Annotated in this window: 20 protein-coding genes; 17 read left to right on the top strand and 3 right to left on the bottom strand. The window is 62.5% G+C overall.

The genetic code is table 11. The features are described from left to right. Positions 1-23: 23 nt before the first annotated feature. From IB234_RS03250 to IB234_RS03240, 3 genes are read right to left on the bottom strand one after another with little or no spacing between them, the layout of a single operon-like run. Entirely contained in the window at positions 24-761 is a 738-nt protein-coding gene (locus IB234_RS03250) for an SDR family oxidoreductase (protein WP_192313787.1), read from the bottom strand. Positions 762-766: 5 nt separating this feature from the next. Next, on the bottom strand, positions 767-2,065 hold the full coding sequence (locus IB234_RS03245) for an FAD-binding protein (protein WP_192313785.1): 1,299 nt from the start codon (positions 2,063-2,065) through the stop codon (positions 767-769). Further along, positions 2,059-2,466 (bottom strand): GtrA family protein, encoded by a 408-nt coding sequence (locus IB234_RS03240; protein ID WP_192313783.1) that lies wholly within the window; start codon positions 2,464-2,466, stop codon positions 2,059-2,061. The genes IB234_RS03245 and IB234_RS03240 overlap by 7 nt, the downstream gene beginning before the upstream one ends. Positions 2,467-2,558: 92 nt before the next feature. Here IB234_RS03240 and IB234_RS03235 point away from each other — a divergent pair, with 92 nt between their 5' ends. The 17 genes from IB234_RS03235 to IB234_RS03155 all read left to right on the top strand — a co-directional run bounded on the left by IB234_RS03235 (position 2,559) and on the right by IB234_RS03155 (position 20,379). Then, entirely contained in the window at positions 2,559-3,365 is an 807-nt protein-coding gene (locus IB234_RS03235) for a decaprenyl-phosphate phosphoribosyltransferase (protein WP_192313780.1), read from the top strand. Positions 3,366-3,377: 12 nt separating this feature from the next. After that, positions 3,378-3,794 (top strand): divergent PAP2 family protein, encoded by a 417-nt coding sequence (locus tag IB234_RS03230; RefSeq protein ID WP_192313777.1) that lies wholly within the window; start codon positions 3,378-3,380, stop codon positions 3,792-3,794. A 243-nt stretch (positions 3,795-4,037) separates the two neighbouring features. Continuing rightward, positions 4,038-4,952 carry a GDP-mannose 4,6-dehydratase gene (locus IB234_RS03225; protein WP_192315544.1) on the top strand — a complete coding sequence of 305 codons (915 nt, stop codon included), beginning with the start codon at positions 4,038-4,040 and terminating at the stop codon, positions 4,950-4,952. Then, positions 4,949-5,923 carry a GDP-mannose 4,6-dehydratase gene (gmd, locus tag IB234_RS03220; protein ID WP_192313774.1) on the top strand — a complete coding sequence of 325 codons (975 nt, stop codon included), beginning with the start codon at positions 4,949-4,951 and terminating at the stop codon, positions 5,921-5,923. The genes IB234_RS03225 and gmd overlap by 4 nt, the downstream gene beginning before the upstream one ends. A gap of 4 nt (positions 5,924-5,927) precedes the next feature. Next, positions 5,928-7,358 (top strand): mannose-1-phosphate guanylyltransferase/mannose-6-phosphate isomerase, encoded by a 1,431-nt coding sequence (locus IB234_RS03215; protein ID WP_192313771.1) that lies wholly within the window; start codon positions 5,928-5,930, stop codon positions 7,356-7,358. Further along, positions 7,358-8,155, top strand: a complete 798-nt coding sequence (locus IB234_RS03210) for an ABC transporter permease (RefSeq protein WP_225580227.1) — start codon at positions 7,358-7,360, stop codon at positions 8,153-8,155. Before IB234_RS03215 ends, IB234_RS03210 begins: the two co-directional genes overlap by 1 nt. After that, positions 8,155-9,393 carry an ABC transporter ATP-binding protein gene (locus IB234_RS03205; RefSeq protein ID WP_192313765.1) on the top strand — a complete coding sequence of 413 codons (1,239 nt, stop codon included), beginning with the start codon at positions 8,155-8,157 and terminating at the stop codon, positions 9,391-9,393. The genes IB234_RS03210 and IB234_RS03205 overlap by 1 nt, the downstream gene beginning before the upstream one ends. Before the next feature lie 18 nt (positions 9,394-9,411). Further along, positions 9,412-10,809: a glycosyltransferase family 4 protein gene (locus IB234_RS03200; protein WP_192313762.1), complete on the top strand. Its 1,398-nt coding sequence runs from the start codon at positions 9,412-9,414 to the stop codon at positions 10,807-10,809. After that, positions 10,790-11,920, top strand: a complete 1,131-nt coding sequence (locus IB234_RS03195) for a glycosyltransferase family 4 protein (RefSeq protein ID WP_192313759.1) — start codon at positions 10,790-10,792, stop codon at positions 11,918-11,920. The genes IB234_RS03200 and IB234_RS03195 overlap by 20 nt, the downstream gene beginning before the upstream one ends. After that, complete coding sequence (locus IB234_RS03190) at positions 11,920-13,035, top strand: glycosyltransferase family 4 protein (RefSeq protein ID WP_192313756.1); 1,116 nt, start codon at positions 11,920-11,922, stop codon at positions 13,033-13,035. The genes IB234_RS03195 and IB234_RS03190 overlap by 1 nt, the downstream gene beginning before the upstream one ends. A 106-nt stretch (positions 13,036-13,141) precedes the next feature. Continuing rightward, on the top strand, positions 13,142-14,077 hold the full coding sequence (locus IB234_RS03185) for a 4-hydroxyproline epimerase (RefSeq protein ID WP_192313753.1): 936 nt from the start codon (positions 13,142-13,144) through the stop codon (positions 14,075-14,077). Next, the gene (locus tag IB234_RS03180) at positions 14,074-15,183 is read left to right on the top strand and encodes an NAD(P)/FAD-dependent oxidoreductase (protein WP_192313750.1); all 1,110 of its coding nucleotides are present in this window, start codon (positions 14,074-14,076) and stop codon (positions 15,181-15,183) included. Before IB234_RS03185 ends, IB234_RS03180 begins: the two co-directional genes overlap by 4 nt. Continuing rightward, positions 15,176-15,412, top strand: coding sequence for a (2Fe-2S)-binding protein (locus IB234_RS03175; RefSeq protein WP_192313747.1), 237 nt, complete (start codon positions 15,176-15,178; stop codon positions 15,410-15,412). Before IB234_RS03180 ends, IB234_RS03175 begins: the two co-directional genes overlap by 8 nt. Further along, complete coding sequence (locus tag IB234_RS03170) at positions 15,409-16,650, top strand: FAD/NAD(P)-binding oxidoreductase (protein WP_192313744.1); 1,242 nt, start codon at positions 15,409-15,411, stop codon at positions 16,648-16,650. The genes IB234_RS03175 and IB234_RS03170 overlap by 4 nt, the downstream gene beginning before the upstream one ends. Before the next feature lie 90 nt (positions 16,651-16,740). After that, on the top strand, positions 16,741-17,493 hold the full coding sequence (locus tag IB234_RS03165; protein WP_192315542.1) for an AraC family transcriptional regulator: 753 nt from the start codon (positions 16,741-16,743) through the stop codon (positions 17,491-17,493). 272 nt (positions 17,494-17,765) lie between these two features. Next, the gene (locus IB234_RS03160) at positions 17,766-18,584 is read left to right on the top strand and encodes a transporter substrate-binding domain-containing protein (protein ID WP_192313741.1); all 819 of its coding nucleotides are present in this window, start codon (positions 17,766-17,768) and stop codon (positions 18,582-18,584) included. A gap of 19 nt (positions 18,585-18,603) precedes the next feature. Continuing rightward, on the top strand, positions 18,604-20,379 hold the full coding sequence (locus IB234_RS03155) for an aconitase X (protein WP_412547893.1): 1,776 nt from the start codon (positions 18,604-18,606) through the stop codon (positions 20,377-20,379).

The following is a 20,379-nucleotide window of genomic DNA, read 5'->3' as shown; positions in this document are numbered from 1 at the left end:
AAACGCGACCCTTCGCAGCGTTATCAAAGCGACAGTCGCTTGAAAATCGCTTCCGGAACGCTCTTGATGATCAGCATGATCAACCGCCAGAAACCTGGGGTGTAGAGCACGTCGCGGCGTTTGTCGATGGCCTTCTCGATGTCTTCGGCAACCTTGTCCGGCGTCGCCCACAACGGGCCCTTGGGAAAGGATGCAGTCATCGGTGTGTCGACGAAGCCGGGCTTGATCGTCAGTACCTGTACACCACGTTTGCTCAGTCGGTTGCGCATTCCCTGAAGGAACAACGCCAACGCGCCCTTGGCCGTGCCATACACATAATTGGACTGGCGGCCGCGGTCACCGGCCACCGAACCGATCACGGCGATACTACCGTGGCCCTGAGCCTCGAAATGGTTCGCCAGCGTGGTCAGCAGGCCGATCACACTCAGCACGTTGGTCTTGAGCTCCTGCATCGTCAGCTCGACGCTCTGCTCGCACGCCTTCTGGTCGCCCAGGGTGCCGTGAGCGATCAAAACCATGTCCAGCCCACCCAACTCAGCGATGGCGGCGTCGAGTACGGCAGGATGGCTATCCAGGTCATTCGCGTCGAAGAAGGCATGGTTTGCGGCACTGGCGCCGCGCACTCGGAGGTCGTCAGCCAGGCTGGCCAGGCGCTCGCCATTGCGGCCCAGCAGGTGAAGGCGATAACCGCGCAGCGCGAAGCGGCGAGCGGTGGCCTCGGCGATGGCGGAGGTAGCGCCGATGATCAGCAGTTTCTGCATAGTGGTCATTCCAGTCCAAGTCGTTGTGCTTGCAGCGATACGAATTTTCCCAAGGCGCCGTAGCGCTCGCGCAACGCCTGAAATTCTTCCCAGCGTGGGTAGCTCTGGCGAAAGGCTTCCGCGCTCATCCGCGCATCCTTGGTGAGATAGAGGCGGCCACCATGGGCCAGGACCATGCGGTCCAGCTCATCGAGCAGCGAGGCCAGGCCGCGCTCGTTCTTGAAGTCCAGCGCCAGCGTGTAGCCCTCGATCGGGAAAGACAGCGGGTTGTCGTTGGCCGCGCCGAATGCCTTGAGCACGGCCAGGAATGAGCCGCGCCCCGAAGCCGCGATGCGCTGGAGAATCGCCCGCATACCCTCACGCCCAGTTTCTCGGGGGAGCACGAACTGATACTGGAGGAATCCGTCACGGCCATAGAGGCGATTCCATTGGGCGATGCCATCCAATGGATAAAAGAACGGGCGATAGTCGATACGCTGCTCCGTACGGGGCTGGCGAATGCGGTGGAAGTACAGAGTATTGAATGCTCTGATCGAATAGCGGTTGAGCAGCATGCCAGGCATATCGACTGGCACACTCAGCGTCCGCGACGGCGCAAGATCCAGGCCGCCCGAACTAGCATGCTCTCCCAGCATGAGCAGCGAGCGCCCCAATGCTCCCCCGCTCGCCAGGCAATCGATCCAAGCCACCGAATAGGTGCTGGCTCCATGAGCCTCGAAAAGATCGAGTGCCTCGTCCAGATTCGCAGCCTTGAGCGTGACCTGTTCGATAAACGCGCTTTTTACTCTCCGCAAACGCAGCCTGGCGCGCAGGATCACGCCGGTCAGCCCCATGCCACCACAGGTGGCACGGAACAGCTCGGCATGGCTGCTGGAGGAGCAGGTCAACACTTCTCCGCTGGCTGTCAACAGATCGAGAGAGTCCACAAACTCGCTGAAACAACCATCGAGATGATGATTCTTGCCATGCACGTCGCTGGCAACTGCACCACCTACGCTGACGAATCGTGTTCCGGGCGTGACTGGCAGGAACCAGCCTCGAGGCATGAAGACATCGATCAGCTCGGCCAGGGTGACCCCCGCATCGCAGTCGACCACGCCTTCATCTGCATCGAATGCATGCAGGCGGTCGAGCGGGCGAGTGGAAAGGATATGGGCAGCCAGCGCGCTGTCACCGTAGCTGCGCCCCATGCCACGAGCTATCGCCGGTGTAGTCGCCAGACTCTCAATAGCCTGGCTAGGTGTATTCAGCGTTTGCAGTTCCGCATCGATAGTCGGGTATCGTCCCCATCCACTGATCAGCATTGCCCCGACTCCTGGGGAAATACGAAACGACGATCCAATAGATACTTGGCGTAGTAGCCGATGGCCAGGCCGATGACACCGCCGAGGTAACGCATTTCCTTGCTCTCGAACAGATGATGAAAACCGAACTCGAAGCTCCAGAAGATCGCCGTAGTGACGAGCCCCATCAAGGTATAAAGAAGAAAGATGCGCCCATCGTGCGCCATATTTCGCGCTGTGAAGCTAAAGATGTAGCGTTTATCCAGCACGTATTTGACAATGAGTCCCACCCCCGTCCCCACCAGCACTGATAGCAGAATGGCATAAGGGCCGTGATAAACCCTGGTGACCATGTCCTGAGAAAAGATATTGGTAGCGGTAGCGATCGCAGCCAGTAACGAGTAGATCAGCGCAATTCTCATCAAGAACTAGAAGCCATGCGGAGTAAAATGGCATGCATGCTACCTTACGGACCCACTCCCCTCTAGCCCAGTTGAAAGGACTCCTGGCGCTGATGCGCCCTCGCCAATGGGTCAAGAATGCGTTCGTCCTCGCACCACTGCTTTTCTCAGGCGAATTTCATGATTTGGACTCGGTCATTTCGGCTCTGATCGCCGCAGGCTTGTTCTGTATCGCCTCGTCAGCCACCTACATCGTCAACGATTTGCACGACATCGAGCATGATCGTCGCCACCCACGCAAGTCGCTCACCCGCCCCCTGGCATCGGGGTTGGTGTCTCCCCGTGCAGCTCTCGTTCTGCTGGCCCTCCTCTACGGAGCTTTGATCGCAGCTTGGTTCCGCTTTCCCGAAGTGATCTACGTGATCATTGGCTACCTGCTGCTCAACCTCGCCTACACCTTCGTACTCAAGCATCAACCGGTACTGGATATCTTCACCATCGCGCTGGGCTTCGTTCTGCGTGTGTATGCGGGCGCCATGGCACTGTCGGTACCGGTATCAGGATGGATGTTCGTCACCACGCTGTGCCTGGCGCTGTATCTGGCCTCGATCAAGCGTCGCCAGGAGCTGAGCAGCAATGGCAGCGAGAGTCGAGAAGTGCTACGCCACTATTCCATCGCGCTTGTCGATCGCTATGCCGAAATCTCCGCCATCGGAGCTCTGCTGTTCTACAGCCTGTTTGTCATCACCAGCCGCCCGGAGATGATCATCAGCATCCCCCTGGTGCTCTATGGGCTGTTCCGCTACTGGTTCGTGGTGGAAAAGGGCGGCGGCGAATCTCCCACCGATGCGTTGCTCACCGATTGGCAGCTGATGCTGGTAGCTCTGCTATGGGCAGGCACATGTGCCTGGGCACTTTAAGAGGGCCTGGCCATGGATCTGTCCTATCTGATAACCCCCTTTGCCGCCTGGCTGACCGCCGGCTCGATGAAGTTCGCAATCAATAGCCTCAAAGCAGGACGGCCTGCATTTGGCTTGATCGGCTACGGCGGGCTCCCAAGCAACCACAGCGCGATCGTCAGCAGCATGACCACGCTCATCGCGCTACAGGAGGGTATCGATCACCCGGCTTTCGGAGCAGCCCTCACGCTGACCTTTATCGTTCTGCTCGATGCCAACAGCCTTCGCCGCCAGGTCGGCCTCCATGCGGAAGCGATCAATCGGCTTGGCAAAAGCGAACCAGAAAAGAAGCTGCTGCGTGAACGAATGGGTCATAGCAAGGTCGAGATCGTCGCCGGATTGGCCGTGGGCGCCGTGGTCGCACTCGCGGCGCAATATTTGCTGACCTAAACATCGGCCGCTTGAAAAACGCGCGTTAGAGCGCGGCGATCTGGTGGCGATCGACCGACAAAACGTAGCCAGACAGCAAAACCTGCCGGTCACGCTTTTTTCTGTTGTATCGCCGCATATTTTCTTTCAGATTGTTGCGCAAATTATAAGAGCGGCCCCACCGAGGGAGAGTCACCCGTGCCGGGCAACCCGCTGATGAATGATCCATTTCCGTCTCAGGATGAGCGGAGCGAAGAGGTCGTTGTGCATAAAAAATTGCTGGTTACCGGGCTTACCGGATTCGTGGGAGGGCATTTGCAAGCTCACCTTCGTTCCGCCGCCCCGGAATGGCATCTGCTACTGCCGCCCGAAGGCATGGATTTGACACGCCCGGAAACTCTGGCAGCTTGGTGTGGCCAGCGCCCCGACGCGGTCATCCACCTCGCCGGTCAAACTTTCGTGCCCGAGGCTTTTCGAGATCCGGCGCGAACGTTGGAAATCAATCTGCTCGGCACCCTGAATCTGCTTCAGGCTCTCAAGGCCGGCGGCTTCACTGGCAGCTTCTTATATGTCAGCTCCGGCGACATTTATGGCCAGGTAGAGCCGGAGGACCTGCCAATCCTCGAAACCCAGCTACCAGCCCCACGCAACCCCTATGCCGTGAGCAAGCTGGCCGCCGAGTATCTGTCTCTGCAATGGGGAATCAGCGAGGGCTGGCGCGTCATGGTCGCGCGCCCATTCAATCATGTAGGGTCGGGGCAGAAGCCGGACTTCGTGCTCCCAAGCGTGGCGAGGCAGATCGCTCGCATCCAGCGCGGCTTGCAGGCTCCCCGTATTGAAGTTGGCGATGTCGATGTCACACGAGACTTTCTCGATGTACGGGATGTCATCGCGGCTTACTTCGCCCTGCTTTCCTCAGGAAAGAGTGGCGAGATCTACAACGTGTGTTCCGGGCTTGAGCGCTCGGTCCGAGACCTGATCAGCCAGATGGGCACACTATCTGGCATCACGCTTGAGCTGGCGCAGGACAGCTCGCGCATGCGGCGCTCTGAACAGCGCCAGGTAAAAGGCAGCCATGCACGGTTGGCACGAGCCACCGGCTGGGCGCCAGCAATCTCGATGGAAGAGACCCTGAAGACGATCCTGTCGGACTGGGCAGAACGGGTACTAGAAGAATGACAAAATCAGCATTGATTACCGGCGTTACCGGCCAGGATGGCGCCTACCTGGCCAAGCTCCTGCTTGAAAAGGGCTACCAGGTTCATGGCCTGGTGGCACGACGCAGCAGCGATACGCGCTGGCGCCTGCGTGAGCTGGGTATCGAGTCCGAGATCGCCTACCATGAAGGTGATCTGGCTGACGCTACCTCGCTGCAGCGAGCAGTCATCAAGTCCCGCCCCGATGAGCTCTACAACCTCGGCGCCCAGAGTTTCGTTGGCAGCTCCTGGGATCAGCCGGTGACTACTGGCATCGTCGACGGCCTCGGCGTGACTCATCTGCTGGAAGCAATCCGCCAGTTCAACCCGGAAACCCGCTTCTATCAGGCGTCCACCAGCGAAATGTTCGGGTTGATTCAGGCTGAGCGCCAGGATGAAAACACGCCCTTCTATCCGCGCAGCCCCTACGGTGTCGCCAAGCTCTATGGCCACTGGATTACCGTGAACTATCGCGAGAGCTTCGACCTTCATGCCTCGAGCGGCATTCTGTTCAACCACGAGTCGCCCCTGCGCGGCATCGAGTTCGTTACTCGCAAAGTGACGGATGCAGTGGCGCGTATCAAGCTCGGCAAGCAGCAAGAGCTGCGCCTGGGCAACATCGATGCAAAGCGCGACTGGGGATTCGCTGGCGACTATGTCGAGGCCATGTGGCTGATGCTGCAGCAGGACAAGCCGGATGATTATGTAGTGGCCACCGGCGTGACCACCACGGTCCGCGACATGTGCCAGCTTGCGTTCGCCCATGTGGGCCTGAACTATGAGGACCATGTGGTCATCGACCCGCAATTCTTCCGCCCTGCCGAGGTGGACATTCTGCTAGGCAACCCCGCCAAGGCGGAGCGTCAACTGGGCTGGAAACCAAAGACCAGCCTATCCACCCTGATCGGGATGATGGTCGAAGCCGACCTGCGCCGCGTCGATCGGGAGCACTGAGTAAATGATCGTCCCCGTCATTCTCTCGGGAGGTGCAGGCACTCGCCTGTGGCCGGTGTCGCGCGAGGATCATCCCAAGCCCTTCATGCGCCTGCCCGATGGGCAGTCCCTGCTGCTCAAGACCTATCTCCGGGCAGCGGACCTCACGGGTGTCGGGGGAGAAATCGTCACCGTCACCAACCGCGAGCACTACTTCGAGAGCAAGGATCATTTCGCCGAAGCCGGCATCCCGGGTTGCCGATCGCGCTTCCTGCTGGAGCCTCAGGGGCGCAACACAGCCCCCGCTCTAGCGGTGGCCGCTCTCGTGCTGGCAGCAGAGCATGGCGAGGATGTGGTGATGGTGGTCATGGCCGCAGATCACCTCATCCAGGATCTGGCAGGCTTCAAAAAGGCGACCAATCACGCCGTGCAACTGGCCAAGCAGGGATACCTAGTCACCTATGGCATACGCCCCACCGCCCCCGAGACAGGCTTCGGCTACATCGAAGCAGGCGATACGCTGGACGACTTTGGTGGTTGCCAGGTAAAGCGCTTCGTCGAAAAGCCCGACGTCGCAACGGCACAGGCTTACCTGGATAGCGGTCGCTTTCTGTGGAACTCCGGCATGTTCTGCTTTACGGCCGGTAACCTGATCAGGGAACTGCAGGAACACGCTCCCGAACTGCTGGCACAAGCACGTGACTGCGTTGCCCATAGCGGTGGAACGAGTGAAGCCTGGCAGGAGATGCATCGCGACAGCTTCGTCGCGCTGCCGGACATCTCCATCGACTATGCCGTCATGGAGAAATCCTCTCGGGTCGCCGTGGTACCTGCATCTTTCGACTGGAGCGATATCGGCTCCTGGAATGCACTAGCCCAGCTGGTAGAGCCTGACGATGAGGGCAACCGTGCACAGGGCTCATGCATCTTTGTCGACAGCCGAAATACCTACGTGCAGACGCAAGGACGCCTGGTCGCCACCGTGGGGGTCGACGACCTGGTGGTGGTCGAGACGCCTGATGCCATCCTGGTCTCGCGCGCAGACCGCGCCCAGGAAGTACGCCAGGTGGCCAAGCGCCTGAAGCAGGAGAACCACGAAGCATACCGCCTTCACCGCACCGTATCGCGCCCCTGGGGAACCTATACGGTGCTCGAGGAGGGTTCTCGCTTCAAGATCAAGCGAATCGTCGTCAAGCCTGGTGCAGCACTTTCCCTGCAGATGCACCACCACCGCAGCGAGCACTGGATAGTCGTCCAGGGCATGGCCAGGGTCGTCAACGGAGATAATCCGCTGCTGATCAGCTGCAACGAATCGACCTTCATTCCCGCAGGACACAAGCATCGGCTGGAAAATCCGGGGGTGATCGATCTGGTAATGATCGAAGTCCAGAGCGGCGAATACCTCGGAGAGGACGACATCGTCCGCTTCGAGGATCAGTACGGCAGGGCCAAATAATGGCCGTCGGCATGGCTCGCTCCGTTTGGAGCTACCGCGGCTTCGTCGTGGGCAGCGTCAAGCGAGAGTTCCAGACCCGCTACCGCAACTCCCTGTTCGGCGCGACATGGACCATCCTCAATCCACTGTCGATGATCATCGTGTACACGGTCATCTTCTCCCAGCTGATGCAGGCCCGACTGCCCGGCGTAGAGAATGGCCTGGCCTATGGTATCTACCTGTGCGCAGGCATTCTCGCCTGGGGATTCTTCGCTGAGATCATCGGTCGTAGCCAATCGGTGTTTCTCGAGCACGCCAATCTCATCAAGAAGCTGAGTTTTCCGCGCATCTGCCTGCCGCTGATCGTGGTGCTCAATGCCAGCGTGAACTTCGCTATCATTTTTGCCCTGTTCCTCGGCTTCCTGCTGGTAACCAGCAACTTCCCTGGCTGGGCCATTCTGGGGGTGATTCCGGTACTGCTGATCCAGACTGCCTTCGCGATTGGCCTCGGCATCATTCTCGGTGTACTCAACGTCTTCTTCCGCGATGTGGGGCAGTTTGTAGGCATCGCCTTGCAGTTCTGGTTCTGGCTGACGCCTATCGTCTATCCAGCCTCTATCCTGCCGGAAGGTATTCGCCCGGTGATCGAGGCCAACCCCATGTATCCGCTGATCTCCGCTTACCAAGGGATATTCGTGTACGACCAATGGCCGGAGTGGTCGGCGCTCTGGCCATCCGCCTTGCTCGCTGTCGTGCTCTGTGCCCTGGGTCTGCGCCTGTTCCGCAAGCGCTCCGGCGAAATGGTGGATGAGCTCTGATGGGTAGTATTCAGGTTGTCCAGCTAGGCAAGGCCTATAAGGAATACCCCACGCGCTGGGCTCGGCTCGCCGAGTGGATGGTTCCTTTTTCTGGCCCACGCCACCGGCAGAAATGGGTCCTTCAGGACGTATCGTTTACCGTCGAACCAGGGCAGGCTCTAGGCATCGTCGGCATCAACGGTGCGGGCAAGAGTACGCTGCTGAAGATGATCACCGGCACCACCCAGCCTACGGTCGGCCAGATTCATCTCCAGGGCCGCGTGGCAGGTCTGCTCGAGTTAGGAATGGGCTTCCACCCAGACTTCACCGGTCGCCAGAACGTCTTCATGGCGGGGCAACTGCTGGGTTTGAGCGTGGAAGAGCTCCAGGCACTGATGCCAGAGATCGAGGCATTCGCCGAAATCGGTGCCTACATAGACCAACCCGTACGCACCTATTCCAGCGGCATGCAAATGCGCCTCGCATTCAGCGTGGCTACCGCCAGACGGCCGGACGTTCTGATCATCGACGAAGCACTGTCGGTGGGCGACGCCTACTTCCAGCACAAGAGTTTCGGGCGTATCCGCGAATTTCGAAGCCTGGGTACCACGTTGCTGATCGTCTCGCATGATCGACAGGCCATCCAGAACCTCTGCGACCGGGCCATCCTGCTGGCACAGGGGCGCCTGGCCCTGGAAGGCGCTCCTGAGGAGGTCATGGATTTCTATGGTGCCATGCTGGCAGAAAGGGAACAGCAGACGGTCCGTCAGGAGCGGCTCGAAAACGGCAAGATCCGCACCATCTCAGGTACCGGCGAAGCGGGCTTCGCCGATATCGCGCTGCTCAACGCCCAGGGCAAACGAGTGGATGTGCTGGAGGTCGGCAGCCAGACGACGCTCGAGGTGACCGTCGATGTTCACAAGCCGATCCCGCGATTGATACTCGGTTTCATGATCAAGGACCGCATGGGACAGGCGATCTACGGCATCAATACGCATCGGATACACAGGGAGCTCGAACACCTCTCGGCCGGCGAGCGCATCGTCTACCGGTTCGCCTTCCCGGCAAATCTGGGCAAGGGTAATTACTCCATCGCGCTGTCCTTGTCGCGCTTCGACTCGCACCTCGACACCAACTACGAATGGCGCGACTTCGCCCTGGTATTCCACGTCATCAACATCAACAAACCCGACTTCGTCGGTTGCGCCTCTCTGGATGCCGAAATCAGCATACAGCGTATGGAAGCGGCCCAGGTCTGAGCCTTCACGAGAACCACCATGCGTTATCTCATTGAATGCACTTATGTCTACGAGCACCCTCAGGACAACTCGGGTATCCAACGAGTAGTGCGCAACATCATCAAGAATCTCGGTGAAGTGGGCCGCGATACTGTATGCATCCCCGTTATCCTGAAGAACGGCAAGGTCTACAGCGTGACCCAACTCTACCCGGCACGCTCCGGCAGTTGGTCCCGCAACTATCAGACCCTGCTGTCGCTGACCCATGACCGCCTGGGCCGGTTGCGCAACAGAATCTGGCTTTCCTATGCACAGCGCGAACGCAAATGGCCCTTCCAGAATTCTCCAGTCTTGCGCTTCCTGCTGCGCGCTCTGTGCAAAGCCACCAGTGCCTCATTGGCGGTTCCTCAGAAACTGCTGGCGAAGGTTTCGCTGAATTACGTGGATAAGTCCCGTGCCGAAGAAATGAACTGCCTGCCAGGCGACGTTCTCGTGCTGCTGGACTCGTCCTGGCACGCCGATTTCTTCCCCGTTGCTGAGCGCCTGAAGCGCGAGGGTGTAGGTATCGTATCGGTCATCTATGACCTGATCCCCCTGACTCATCCGCAGTTCTGCGACGAAGGGCTGGTACGGGTCTTCGAGCAGTGGTTCGACTGGATCGTCCGTACGGCCGACGGCTTCATGGCCATCTCCAAGACCATCGGTGACCAGGTGCGTAGTGAAGTCCAGTGGCGCCTCGGCCGGGAGGAAGCAGAGCTCCGCTGGTTCGATCACTTCTACCTGGGCAGCGAGCTGGATCAGTCTCGTCCGGGGGAGACCGTTCGCCATGAGGTGAAGCGCATGTGCAAGGCGCGCTCGGTGTACCTCATGGTGAGTACCATCGAACCACGCAAGAATCACGTCTACCTGCTCAATGCATTCGAGCGCCTCTGGGATGAAGGGAGCGAAGTGGCGCTCTGCTTCGTCGGCAAGATCGGCTGGAAAACCGAAAAGCTGATCGAGCGAATCAAGCAGCATCCGCAGATGAACAAGCGCCTCTTCATGTTCAACGACCTCAGTGATCGAGAGCTGGAGTACTGCTACAGCCATTCACGCTCGCTGGTGTTCCCCTCCTATGTGGAAGGATTTGGCCTCCCCCTGGTGGAAGCCATGCAACGTGGACTGCCGGTAATGGCGAGCGACATTCCCGTCTTCCGCGAAATCGGCGGAACCTCGATGGCATATTTCGGCTTGTCCGAGCCGGAGTCGCTTTGTCGTCTGGTAAGGCGCTTCGAAGGCAGCGGTGAGTTCCCTGCGCAAACAGCAGTCAGCAAATGGACGTGGCTCTCGTGGAAGGATTCGGCTGTCCAACTGATCGGGCGGGTGCACTACCACACTGGGACACAGCGGCTTCTTGCAGGCCCTACCTCCGATACCGATGTACTCGGTTGCCGTTAACGCCTCGATACTACGCGCGCCCCGTACCGGCATCGGCCAATATCTGGTCGAGCTGGTAGGCGCGCTAGCCGCGCACCCCGAATTCGAACTGAAGCTCTTCAATGGCTGGAATTGGCAGTCCGAGCTGCCCGCCGCAGCTATGCCCGGCTATTCCCGGCTAAGCAGCGCCCTGAAACGCATTCCCGGAGCCTATGCGCTGAGACGTGTCGCCGAGCAAAGGCGCTTTGACCGCAATGCCTCGAGCATAGGGCTGTACCATGAACCAAGCCTGTGGCCGTTCGAGTTTGATGGCCCGATGGTCATGACTCTGCATGACCTGACGCACGTCCACTACCCCCAGACTCAGCCCGCAGATCGGCTCGCCGCCATCCACCGCTATTCCGAGCGCGGCGTGGCGCAAGCCCATCGTATTCTGGTCGACTCACACTTCATCGCCGAGGAAGTTCGCCAGCACTACGGCCTTGCAGCCGAGCGTATCGTGGTCGCCCCCTTGGGTCATTCGGCGCGTTTTCGCCCCCGGGAGGCCGGTGATCTGGCTGTCGGACTGACCAGGCTGGGGCTGCAGCCCGGAGGCTATCTGTTGTGCGTCGGTACTCTCGAGCCGCGCAAGAACCTGCAACTGGCGTTGCGAGCCCATGAACGCTTGCCGGGTACACTGCGCAGGCAATATCCATTAGTCTTGGCAGGAATGCCCGGCTGGCGGGCGGAGCAGTTGGAGAAGCCCTTGCAGCGGGCATTGGCTGGTGGGCAGGTTCGTCTGCTCGGTTATCAGGATGATCTCGGACTGGCCGAACTGTTCGCCGGCGCACGCCTGTTGCTGTTCCCTTCCCTCTACGAAGGGTTCGGGCTACCGGTTCTGGAGGCCATGGCCAGCGGCACTCCTGTGATCGCGAGCAACCGTGCCTCGATACCCGAGGTTCTGGGAGAAGCCGGGGTACTGATAGACCCGATGGACGACGTGGCCTGCGCTGCCGCCATCGAAATGTTGATCGAAGATCAGGACAAGTGGGGAGCACTGCGCACAGCAGGCCTGCTGCGCGCCAAGACGTTCACCTGGCAGCAATGCGCTCACATCACGGCGGGAGTCTATCGCGAGGCAGCAAAGTCCTGATGCGTATATTGCATGTCTTCAAGACCTACCTGCCAGAAACCGTCGGAGGAATCGAACAGGTCATCTACCAGCTCTGCCAGAGCACCTCGGCGCATGGTGTCGAGAACACAGTACTGACGCTCAGCCCCGACCCGCGCCCTGCCACGGTCACAGTCGGCAACCACCAGGTGCACAGGGTAAAGCTCGACCTGCAGCTGGCGTCGACCGGTTTTTCCTTCAAGGCCCCGGGGCGGCTCAAGTGCCTGGCCGCTCAAGCGGACATCGTGCACTACCATTTCCCCTGGCCATTCATGGACCTGCTGCATCTGATAGCGGGCATCGACAAGCCCTACGTGGTTTCCTACCACTCGGACATCGTGCGCCAGAAGCACCTGTTGCGGCTGTATCGCCCGCTGATGAGCCGCTTCCTCGGTCAGGCCGGCAGGATAGTCGCAGCCTCGCCGAACTATCTGGAAACCAGCACGGTGCTGCAGCATTACCGCGACAGGGTGGAAGTCATCCCCTATGGCTTGGACCAGGCCGAGTTTCCCGACCCTGGTCAGCAGCGCCTTCAGCATTGGTCGGAGCGCTGCGGCTCCAACTTCTTCCTCTTCGTCGGCGTCATGCGCTACTACAAGGGACTCCATGTTCTGCTGGAGGCAATTGCCGAGACGGACTATCCCCTCGTCATTGCCGGAGCCGGCCCGATGGAGCGAGCACTGCGGCGCCAGGCTCGCCATCTCGGTCTGAAGAACATCCATTTCGCCGGGCGCATCGACGAAGAAGACAAGAGCGCACTATTGCAACTCTGTACCGCCTTCGTCTTCCCTTCCCACTTGCGCGCCGAGTCTTTCGGGATATCCCTGCTAGAAGCAGCAATCCATGGCAAGCCGCTCATCTCCTGCGAGATAGGGAGCGGCACCAGCTACATCAATCTGCACGGCCAGACCGGTTTGGTCGTGCCTCCCAGCGATGCGGCAGCGCTTCGCGAAGCCATGCGTACTCTCTGGGAAAACCCCGAACGAGCCGCAGAGATGGGCAGGAACGCTGCAGAACGGTATCGGACACTCTTCACCGCAGAGCGCATGGGCAGGCAGATGGCGGAACTCTATCGAGACCTGCTGCGGCACGAGTGAACGCTCCGCTATGCAGAAATCGTCATAGCGTCAGCTGAAATGACTCAAGCCGCCGACCTCGTTCCGGCGGCACCCTTGCCAAAACCATTGATTGGCAGGGGTCTTCATGCAACGCATCCGTGTACTCGACTCGCACACCGGCGGTGAACCTACCCGCCTGGTTCTCGAAGGCTTCCCCGACCTGGGCACCGGCAGCATGGCCGACCGCCGCCAGTTGCTGGCCAGCCAGCACGACCAGTGGCGCGCCGCCAGCGTGCTGGAACCACGCGGCAGCGACGTGCTGGTCGGCGCCCTGCTGTGCGAACCGGTAGACCCAAGCGCCTGTGCCGGTGTGATCTTCTTCAACAACACCGGCTACCTCGGTATGTGCGGCCACGGCACTATCGGCCTGGTGGTTTCCCTGGCGCACCTGGGGCGCATCGGTCCGGGTGTGCACAAGATCGAAACCCCGGTCGGGACCGTCGAAGCCACCCTGCACGACGATCGCTCGGTCAGCGTGCGCAACGTGCCTTCCTACCGCTATCGCAAGGCAGTCGAGGTCGACGTGCCGGGCTACGGCAAGGCGACCGGAGACATCGCCTGGGGCGGCAACTGGTTCTTCCTGATCTCGGATCACGGCCTGCGCGTGGCCGGCGACAACCTCGACGCGCTGACCGCCTACACCGTGGCCGTGCAGCAAGCGCTGGAAGATCAGGGCATTCGCGGTGAAGACGGCGGCCTGATCGACCATATCGAACTGTTCGCCGATGACGCCGAGGCCGACAGCCGCAACTTCGTGCTCTGCCCCGGCAAGGCCTACGACCGCTCGCCCTGCGGCACCGGCACCAGCGCCAAGCTGGCCTGCCTGGCCGCCGACGGCAAGCTGCAGCCCGGGGCGATCTGGCGCCAGGCCAGCGTCATCGGCAGCCAGTTCGAGGGCAGTTACGAGAGCGCCGAAGGCGGCCGCATCATCCCGACCATTCGTGGCCGAGCCAATATCAGCGCCGAGGCCACCCTGCTGATCGAAGAGGACGACCCGTTCGCCTGGGGCATCGTGCCGTGAGTGACGGCGCCGACTTCATCGTCATCGGCGCCGGTATCGTCGGCGCCGCCTGCGCCCATGAGCTGGCCCGACGTGGCCATCGCGTGCTGGTGCTGGATGCCGGTCTGCGCGCCGCCACCGCTGCCGGCATGGGCCACCTGATCGTGCTCGACGACAACCCGGCCGAACTGGCCATCAGCCAATACTCGGTGCAGCGCTGGCGCGACTGGGCCCTCGATATGCCGGACGACTGCGCCTACCGGCAGAACGGCACCCTGTGGCTGGCCGCCAATGCCGAGGAGATGGCGGTAGCCGAGGCCAAGTACCAGGTGCTGCGCGACCACGGCATGGATTGCGAGCTGCTCGGCGCCGACGCTCTTCGCCATGCCGAACCGGAACTGCGCGACGGCCTGCATGGCGGATTGCGGGTCATCGGCGACGGCATTCTCTACGCGCCCAACGCTGCCCGCTGGTTGCTCGACCAACCGCTGATCGAACAACGCCAGGCCCTGGTCGTGGAGATCGACGGCAACCGCGTGCGTCTGGAAAACGGCAGCTGGCTCAGCGCCCAGGCGGTGGTCCTGGCTGGCGGCACCCATGTCACGGAGCTGTGCCCGGAACTGCCTATCGAGCCGAAGAAGGGCCATCTGCTGATCACCGACCGCTATCCCGGGCGCATCAGCCATACCCTGGTGGAGCTCGGCTACGTCACCAGCGCGCACAACGCCACGGGCCCATCGACCGCCGCCAATATCCAGCCGCGCCCGACCGGCCAGCTGTTCATCGGCGCCTCGCGGCAGTTCAACACCACCGATCCTGCAGTCGAGCCATGGATGCTGGCGAAGCTGCTGCAGCGCGCCGTCGACTACGTGCCAAGCCTGGCCCAACTCAACGGCATCCGCGCCTGGACCGGCTTCCGCGCCGCCAGCCCGGACGGCCTGCCGCTGCTCGGCGAACACCCGCAACGCCCCGGCCTGTGGCTGGCGGTCGGCCACGAAGGCCTCGGCGTGACCACCGCGCCAGGCAGCGCCGACCTGCTGATCGCCCAACTGCTGGGCGAAACCGCGCCTCTGGCGCTGGAACCCTATCTGCCGCAGCGTTTCGCCGGAGTCCGCGCGCATGCCTGAACTGATCCTCGACGGCCGCCCACTGCAGGTGGCGCCCGGTACCACGGTGGCCGCCGCGCTGATGCTCGGCGGCGACGGCACCAGCCGTACCTCGGTCAGCGGCCAGCGCCGCGCGCCGGTGTGCGGCATGGGCATCTGCCAGGAATGCCGAGTGACCATCGACGGTCAGCGCCGCCTGGCCTGCCAAACCCTGTGCCGTGATGGCATGCAGGTGGAGAGCCGAGCATGAAGGTGGACATCCTGATCATCGGCGCCGGCCCTGCCGGCATGGCCGCAGCCCTGGCCGCCGCGCCGAGTGGCGCGCGTATCGCCGTGCTCGATGACAACCCCGCCGCCGGCGGACAGATCTGGCGCGACGGTCCGCAGGCACACCTGCCGCCACTGGCCCGCGAGCATCGCCAGCGCCTGGAGGCCCAGGCCAATATCGAACTGCTGCCGGCCACCCGCGTGGTCGCCCTGGCCGGACCCAAGGCGCTGCTGGTGGAAGACCCCGAGCAGGGCCGGGTGATCGAATACGACAAACTGATCATCTGCACCGGCGCCCGCGAGCTGCTGCTGCCCTTCCCCGGCTGGACCTTGCCCGGTGTTACCGGTGCCGGCGGCCTGCAGGCACTGATCAAGGGCGGCATGCCGGTGGCTGGCGAACGCATCGTCATCGCTGGCAGCGGCCCGCTGCTGCTGGCCAGTGCGGCCACGGCGAAGGAAAACGGCGCCCAGGTGCTGAACATCGCCGAACAGGCGAGCTGGTCGGCCGTGGCCGGCTTCGCCGCGCAACTGCCGCGCTGGCCACACAAACTGCTGCAGTCGTTCGGTCTGTTCCATCCCGGCTATCGGGCGGGCAGCCATGTGCTCGAAGCCCTGGGCGATGGCCGGCTGGAAGCGGTGCGCCTGAACATCGGCGGACAGATCCGGGAAGTCTCCTGTGATCGCCTGGCCTGCGGCTTCGGCCTGATCCCCAATCTGCAGCTCGGCCAAGCCCTGGGCTGCCGTGTCGATAACAGCGCCATCGCCGTCGATGCCTGGCAGGCCACCAGCCTGGCCGATCACTATGCGGCCGGCGAGAGTACCGGCTTCGGCGGCAGCGAAAAGGCCTTGGTGGAAGGCGCCATCGCTGGCCATGCCGCGGCGGGCGAGCGCGACGCGGCGCAGCGCCTGTGGCCGCAGCGCCAGCGCTGGCACGGTTTCGCCACTGCATTGAATGCCGCCTTCGCCCTGCGCGACGAGGTCAAGCACCTGGCCAGGTCGGACACCCTGATCTGCCGCTGCGAAGACGTGCCGCTATCGGCCGTGGTCGATCACCACGGCTGGAGCCAAGCCAAGATGGCCAGCCGCTGTGGCATGGGCGCCTGCCAGGGCCGTGTCTGCGGCGGTGCCGCCCAGGCGCTGTTCGGCTGGCAACCGCCGGCGCCGCGCCCGCCGTTCAGCCCGGCACGCATAGATACGCTGCTGCGGTTGGCAAAGGACTGACCCCATAGCCCGGGTGGTGGCGGCCGCTTGTCCCCGCCACCCGCCGCTGCGCAGAATGGGTGCTCCATCGGCCAATGCCCTACCCCTTCCATGCTCGACCTGCTGCCGCAATCCGCTCCCGCCGACCTGCCCACCCTGCTCGCCAGCCTCGGCGCCGTCGCACCGCTGCTCGACGTGATGCCCGGGGTGGTGTTCTTCATCAAGGACCCGCAGGCACGCTACGTGCTGGTCAACCAGACCCTGGCCACCCGCTGCGGGGTGAAGGAAAAATCCGAGTTGCTCGGACGCACCGCCGAGGAGGTCTTCCCCTCGCGCTTCGGCCCGCTCTACACCGCCCAGGACCTGCAGGTGCTGGATGCCGGCAACGGTCTTGAGGATCAGCTGGAACTGCACCTCTATCCCGGCCGCCAGCCCGGCTGGTGCCTGACCCACAAGCTGGCCCTGCGTGACACTGCAGGCCGCATCATCGGCATGGCCGGCATCTCCTGCGACCTGCCGGCGGCCCAGGCCGCCCACCCTGCCTACCAGAAGCTGGCGGCGGTGGACGAACATATCCGCCGGCACTATGCCCAGCCGATCAGCCTGGCCGAGCTGACCGCCATCGCCGGACTCTCGGTGGCGCAGCTGGAGCGCCACTGCAAGCGCATCTTCCAGCTCACCCCACGGCAGATGATCCACAAGGCTCGCCTGGGCGCGGCCTCACAACTACTACTTGGTGAGCTGCCGATCACCGAGATCGCCCTGCGCTGCGGTTACACCGACCACAGCGCCTTCAGTCGCCAGTTCAAGGCTCTCACTGGCCTATCCCCCAGCCAGTACCGCGATTCCCACCGCACTCGCTGAGGCTTCTGCCAGCCGTGTTCCGTTTGGGGGCACGGTGAGGCGACCGTGCTTCCTTATGTAACACCCTGCAGTCACGAAATCGCCCGACTAGTCTGATAGCCACCCCTCCGTCTCGCTGATCTGGCCATTGCGGCCATACGCGACGGGGGCTGGCGCGTTCGTGCCGTCTGGAACGGGCGATCCGGCATAGGGCTTGCAAAGTAAATATCGTATACGAAATTCAAGATACATCTGTTTCATCTGCCAACCATCAGACAGACATGAGGCTGCACATGAATAGAAAGACCCTCGCCATCGCCCTCGGCGCTGCCCTCAGCGCCTCCCTCGCCGCCAACGCCCAGGCCGACAAGCTCGATGACATCATCGAGTCCGGCAAGCTGCGCTGCGCCGTGACCCTGGACTTCCCACCCATGGGCTTCCGTGACGGCGACAACAATCCGGCCGGTTTCGACGTGGACTACTGCAACGACCTGGCCAAGGTCCTCGGCGTCGATGCCGAAGTGGTCGAAACCCCGTTCCCGGATCGTATCCCGGCGCTGGTCTCCGGCCGTGCCGACGTGATTGTCGCCTCCACTTCCGACACCCTGGAGCGCGCCAAGACCGTGGGCATGACCGTGCCCTACTTCGCCTTCCAGATGGTCGTACTGACCCGTGAGGACGCCGGCGTGAACAGCTACGCCGATCTCAAGGGCAAGAAGCTGGGCAACACCAGCGGCACCTACGAGGCCATCGCCCTGGAGAAAGACCAGAAGGCCTGGAACGAGGGCAGCTTCCGCGCCTACCAGTCGCAGAACGACACCATCCTCGCCGTGGCCCAGGGCCACATCGACGCCACCGTGGTGACCAACACCGTCGCTGCCGCCACCCTCAAGTCCGGCAAGTACAAGGGCCTGAAGGTCGCTGGCGACGCGCCATACGTCGTCGACTATGTATCCCTGGCGGCCAAGCGCAACGAGTACGGCCTGATCCACTACCTCAACCTGTTCGTCAACCAGCAGGTCCGCAGCGGCCGTTACGACGAGCTGTGGAAGAAGTGGGTCGGCGAAGAGATCAAGCCGGCCAACCTGACAGTGCCTGGCGTGTACTACTGATCACGCGCGCCCCGGAGAGATGACGATGTCCGCAATACGAATCGACGGCCGTAGCCTGGTGAGCGGTAGAGGCCAAGGGCCTCTGCTGTATGCCGACCTTGGCCTGAGCTTCTGGGGCGGCGTCGACCCGTTCAGCGGCGAGGTGATCGACCGACACCATCCGCTGAGCGGGCAATCCCTGGCCGGGCGCGTACTGGCCATTCCCAGCGGACGCGGCTCCTGCACTGGCAGCAGCGTCTTGCTGGAGCTGATCCTCAACGGTCCGGCACCGGCGGCACTGGTGCTGGCCGAGCCCGACGAGATTCTCAGCCTCGGCGCCCTGGTCGCCGAGCACGTATTCGGCGTCCAGCTACCGGTGCTGTGCATCGGCCATGCGGCCTTCGCCCAGCTGGAGCGTCATGCCGGCACCATCGCCCGCATCGACGGCGAGCGCCTGCAACTCTTCAGCAGCCTACCCGATGACGACTGGCGCGCCGAACCTATTGCCCATGACGATACCCAGCCAAGCGGTATCTCCCTTAGCGAACACGACCTCGCCATTCTCGCTGGCGAGCATGGCAAGGCGGCCCAGGTGGCCATGCAGCTGGTGCTGCGCATGGCCGAGCTGCAAGGCGCTAGCGAGCTGCTCGACGTGACCCAGGCGCATATCGACGGCTGCATCTACACCGGCCCTGCCTGCCTGCGTTTCGCCCAGCAGTTGCTGGACTGGGGCGGCCGGGTCTGCGTACCCACTACCCTCAATTCGATCTCGGTGGACCAGCGCCAGTGGCGTGCACTCGGCATCGACCCAGCGTTCGGCGAGCCGGCCAGCGCCCTCGGCGACGTGTACATGGCCATGGGTGCGGCGCTCAGCTACACCTGTGCACCCTACCTGCTGGACAGCGCGCCCAAGGTCGGCGAGCAGATCGTCTGGGCCGAGTCCAACGCCGTGGTGTACGCCAACAGCGTGCTCGGCGCCCGTACCCTCAAGTACCCGGACTACCTGGATATCTGCATCGCCCTCACCGGCCGTGCGCCGCGCAGCGGCAGCCATCTGGACGAGGGCCGCCACGCCAGCCTGCTGATCGAAGTGGAAGCGCCGCAGGAGCCGGACGACAGCTTCTGGCCGCTGCTCGGCTACCACGTCGGCCTGCTGGCCGGCAGCGATATTCCCCTGCTCTGCGGTCTGGAGCGCAGCGCCGCCGACAGCGATGCGCTCAAGGCCTTCGGTGCCGCCTTCGCTACCACCTCGGCGGCGCCCATGTTCCATATCGCCGGCATCACCCCGGAGGCGCCGGATATAGCCAGTGCCCTCGGTGGCAAGGCGCCGGCCAAGCACCTGCGCGTAACCATCGCCGACCTGCTGGACAGCTGGTGGGAACTCAACAGCGCCGAATCACCTCGCGTCGAGCTGGTGGCCCTGGGCAACCCGCACTTCTCCAGCCACGAACTGGCCGCCCTGGCCAAATTGTGCGAGGGACGCAACAAGCATCCGGACACGGCTCTGGTAGTGACCTGCGGGCGCGCCGTGTATGAACGGGCGGCGCGAGCCGGGCATGTGGCTACGCTGGAAGGATTCGGGGCGCGACTGGTGACCGACACCTGCTGGTGCATGCTCGGCGAACCCGTGGTACCTCCGAGTAGCACCACCCTGATGACCAATTCGGGCAAGTACGCCCACTACGCCCCCGGCCTCGTCGGCCGGCGCGTGCACTTCGGCAGCCTCGCCGCCTGCGTCGAGGCCGCCTGCACCGGGTACAACCAAGGACAACTCCCGGCCTGGCTGGGCCACAACCAACCCCAAGGAAATCGCTGA

The organism is Pseudomonas sp. PDM16 (genome assembly GCF_014851865.1).
Taxonomy (GTDB): Bacteria; Pseudomonadota; Gammaproteobacteria; order Pseudomonadales; family Pseudomonadaceae; genus Aquipseudomonas.
The sequence above is the reverse complement of the archived record's forward strand: the minus strand, read 5'-3'. Positions and strand labels throughout refer to the sequence as shown.

Excerpts from the sequence above, each read along its gene's own strand:
- IB234_RS03170 (WP_192313744.1), top strand. The coding sequence starts at position 15,409 with ATGAAGGTGGACATCCTGATCATCGGCGCCGGCCCTGCCGGCATGGCC.
- IB234_RS03165 (WP_192315542.1), top strand. The coding sequence starts at position 16,741 with ATGCTCGACCTGCTGCCGCAATCCGCTCCCGCCGACCTGCCCACCCTG.
- IB234_RS03160 (WP_192313741.1), top strand. The coding sequence starts at position 17,766 with ATGAATAGAAAGACCCTCGCCATCGCCCTCGGCGCTGCCCTCAGCGCC.
- IB234_RS03230 (WP_192313777.1), top strand. The coding sequence starts at position 3,378 with ATGGATCTGTCCTATCTGATAACCCCCTTTGCCGCCTGGCTGACCGCC.
- IB234_RS03240 (WP_192313783.1), bottom strand. The coding sequence starts at position 2,466 with ATGAGAATTGCGCTGATCTACTCGTTACTGGCTGCGATCGCTACCGCT.
- IB234_RS03215 (WP_192313771.1), top strand. The coding sequence starts at position 5,928 with ATGATCGTCCCCGTCATTCTCTCGGGAGGTGCAGGCACTCGCCTGTGG.
- IB234_RS03190 (WP_192313756.1), top strand. The coding sequence starts at position 11,920 with ATGCGTATATTGCATGTCTTCAAGACCTACCTGCCAGAAACCGTCGGA.
- IB234_RS03185 (WP_192313753.1), top strand. The coding sequence starts at position 13,142 with ATGCAACGCATCCGTGTACTCGACTCGCACACCGGCGGTGAACCTACC.
- IB234_RS03205 (WP_192313765.1), top strand. The coding sequence starts at position 8,155 with ATGGGTAGTATTCAGGTTGTCCAGCTAGGCAAGGCCTATAAGGAATAC.
- IB234_RS03210 (WP_225580227.1), top strand. The coding sequence starts at position 7,358 with ATGGCCGTCGGCATGGCTCGCTCCGTTTGGAGCTACCGCGGCTTCGTC.
- IB234_RS03245 (WP_192313785.1), bottom strand. The coding sequence starts at position 2,065 with ATGCTGATCAGTGGATGGGGACGATACCCGACTATCGATGCGGAACTG.
- IB234_RS03155 (WP_412547893.1), top strand. The coding sequence starts at position 18,604 with ATGACGATGTCCGCAATACGAATCGACGGCCGTAGCCTGGTGAGCGGT.
- IB234_RS03250 (WP_192313787.1), bottom strand. The coding sequence starts at position 761 with ATGCAGAAACTGCTGATCATCGGCGCTACCTCCGCCATCGCCGAGGCC.
- gmd (WP_192313774.1), top strand. The coding sequence starts at position 4,949 with ATGACAAAATCAGCATTGATTACCGGCGTTACCGGCCAGGATGGCGCC.
- IB234_RS03235 (WP_192313780.1), top strand. The coding sequence starts at position 2,559 with ATGCGCCCTCGCCAATGGGTCAAGAATGCGTTCGTCCTCGCACCACTG.
- IB234_RS03175 (WP_192313747.1), top strand. The coding sequence starts at position 15,176 with ATGCCTGAACTGATCCTCGACGGCCGCCCACTGCAGGTGGCGCCCGGT.
- IB234_RS03195 (WP_192313759.1), top strand. The coding sequence starts at position 10,790 with ATGTACTCGGTTGCCGTTAACGCCTCGATACTACGCGCGCCCCGTACC.
- IB234_RS03200 (WP_192313762.1), top strand. The coding sequence starts at position 9,412 with ATGCGTTATCTCATTGAATGCACTTATGTCTACGAGCACCCTCAGGAC.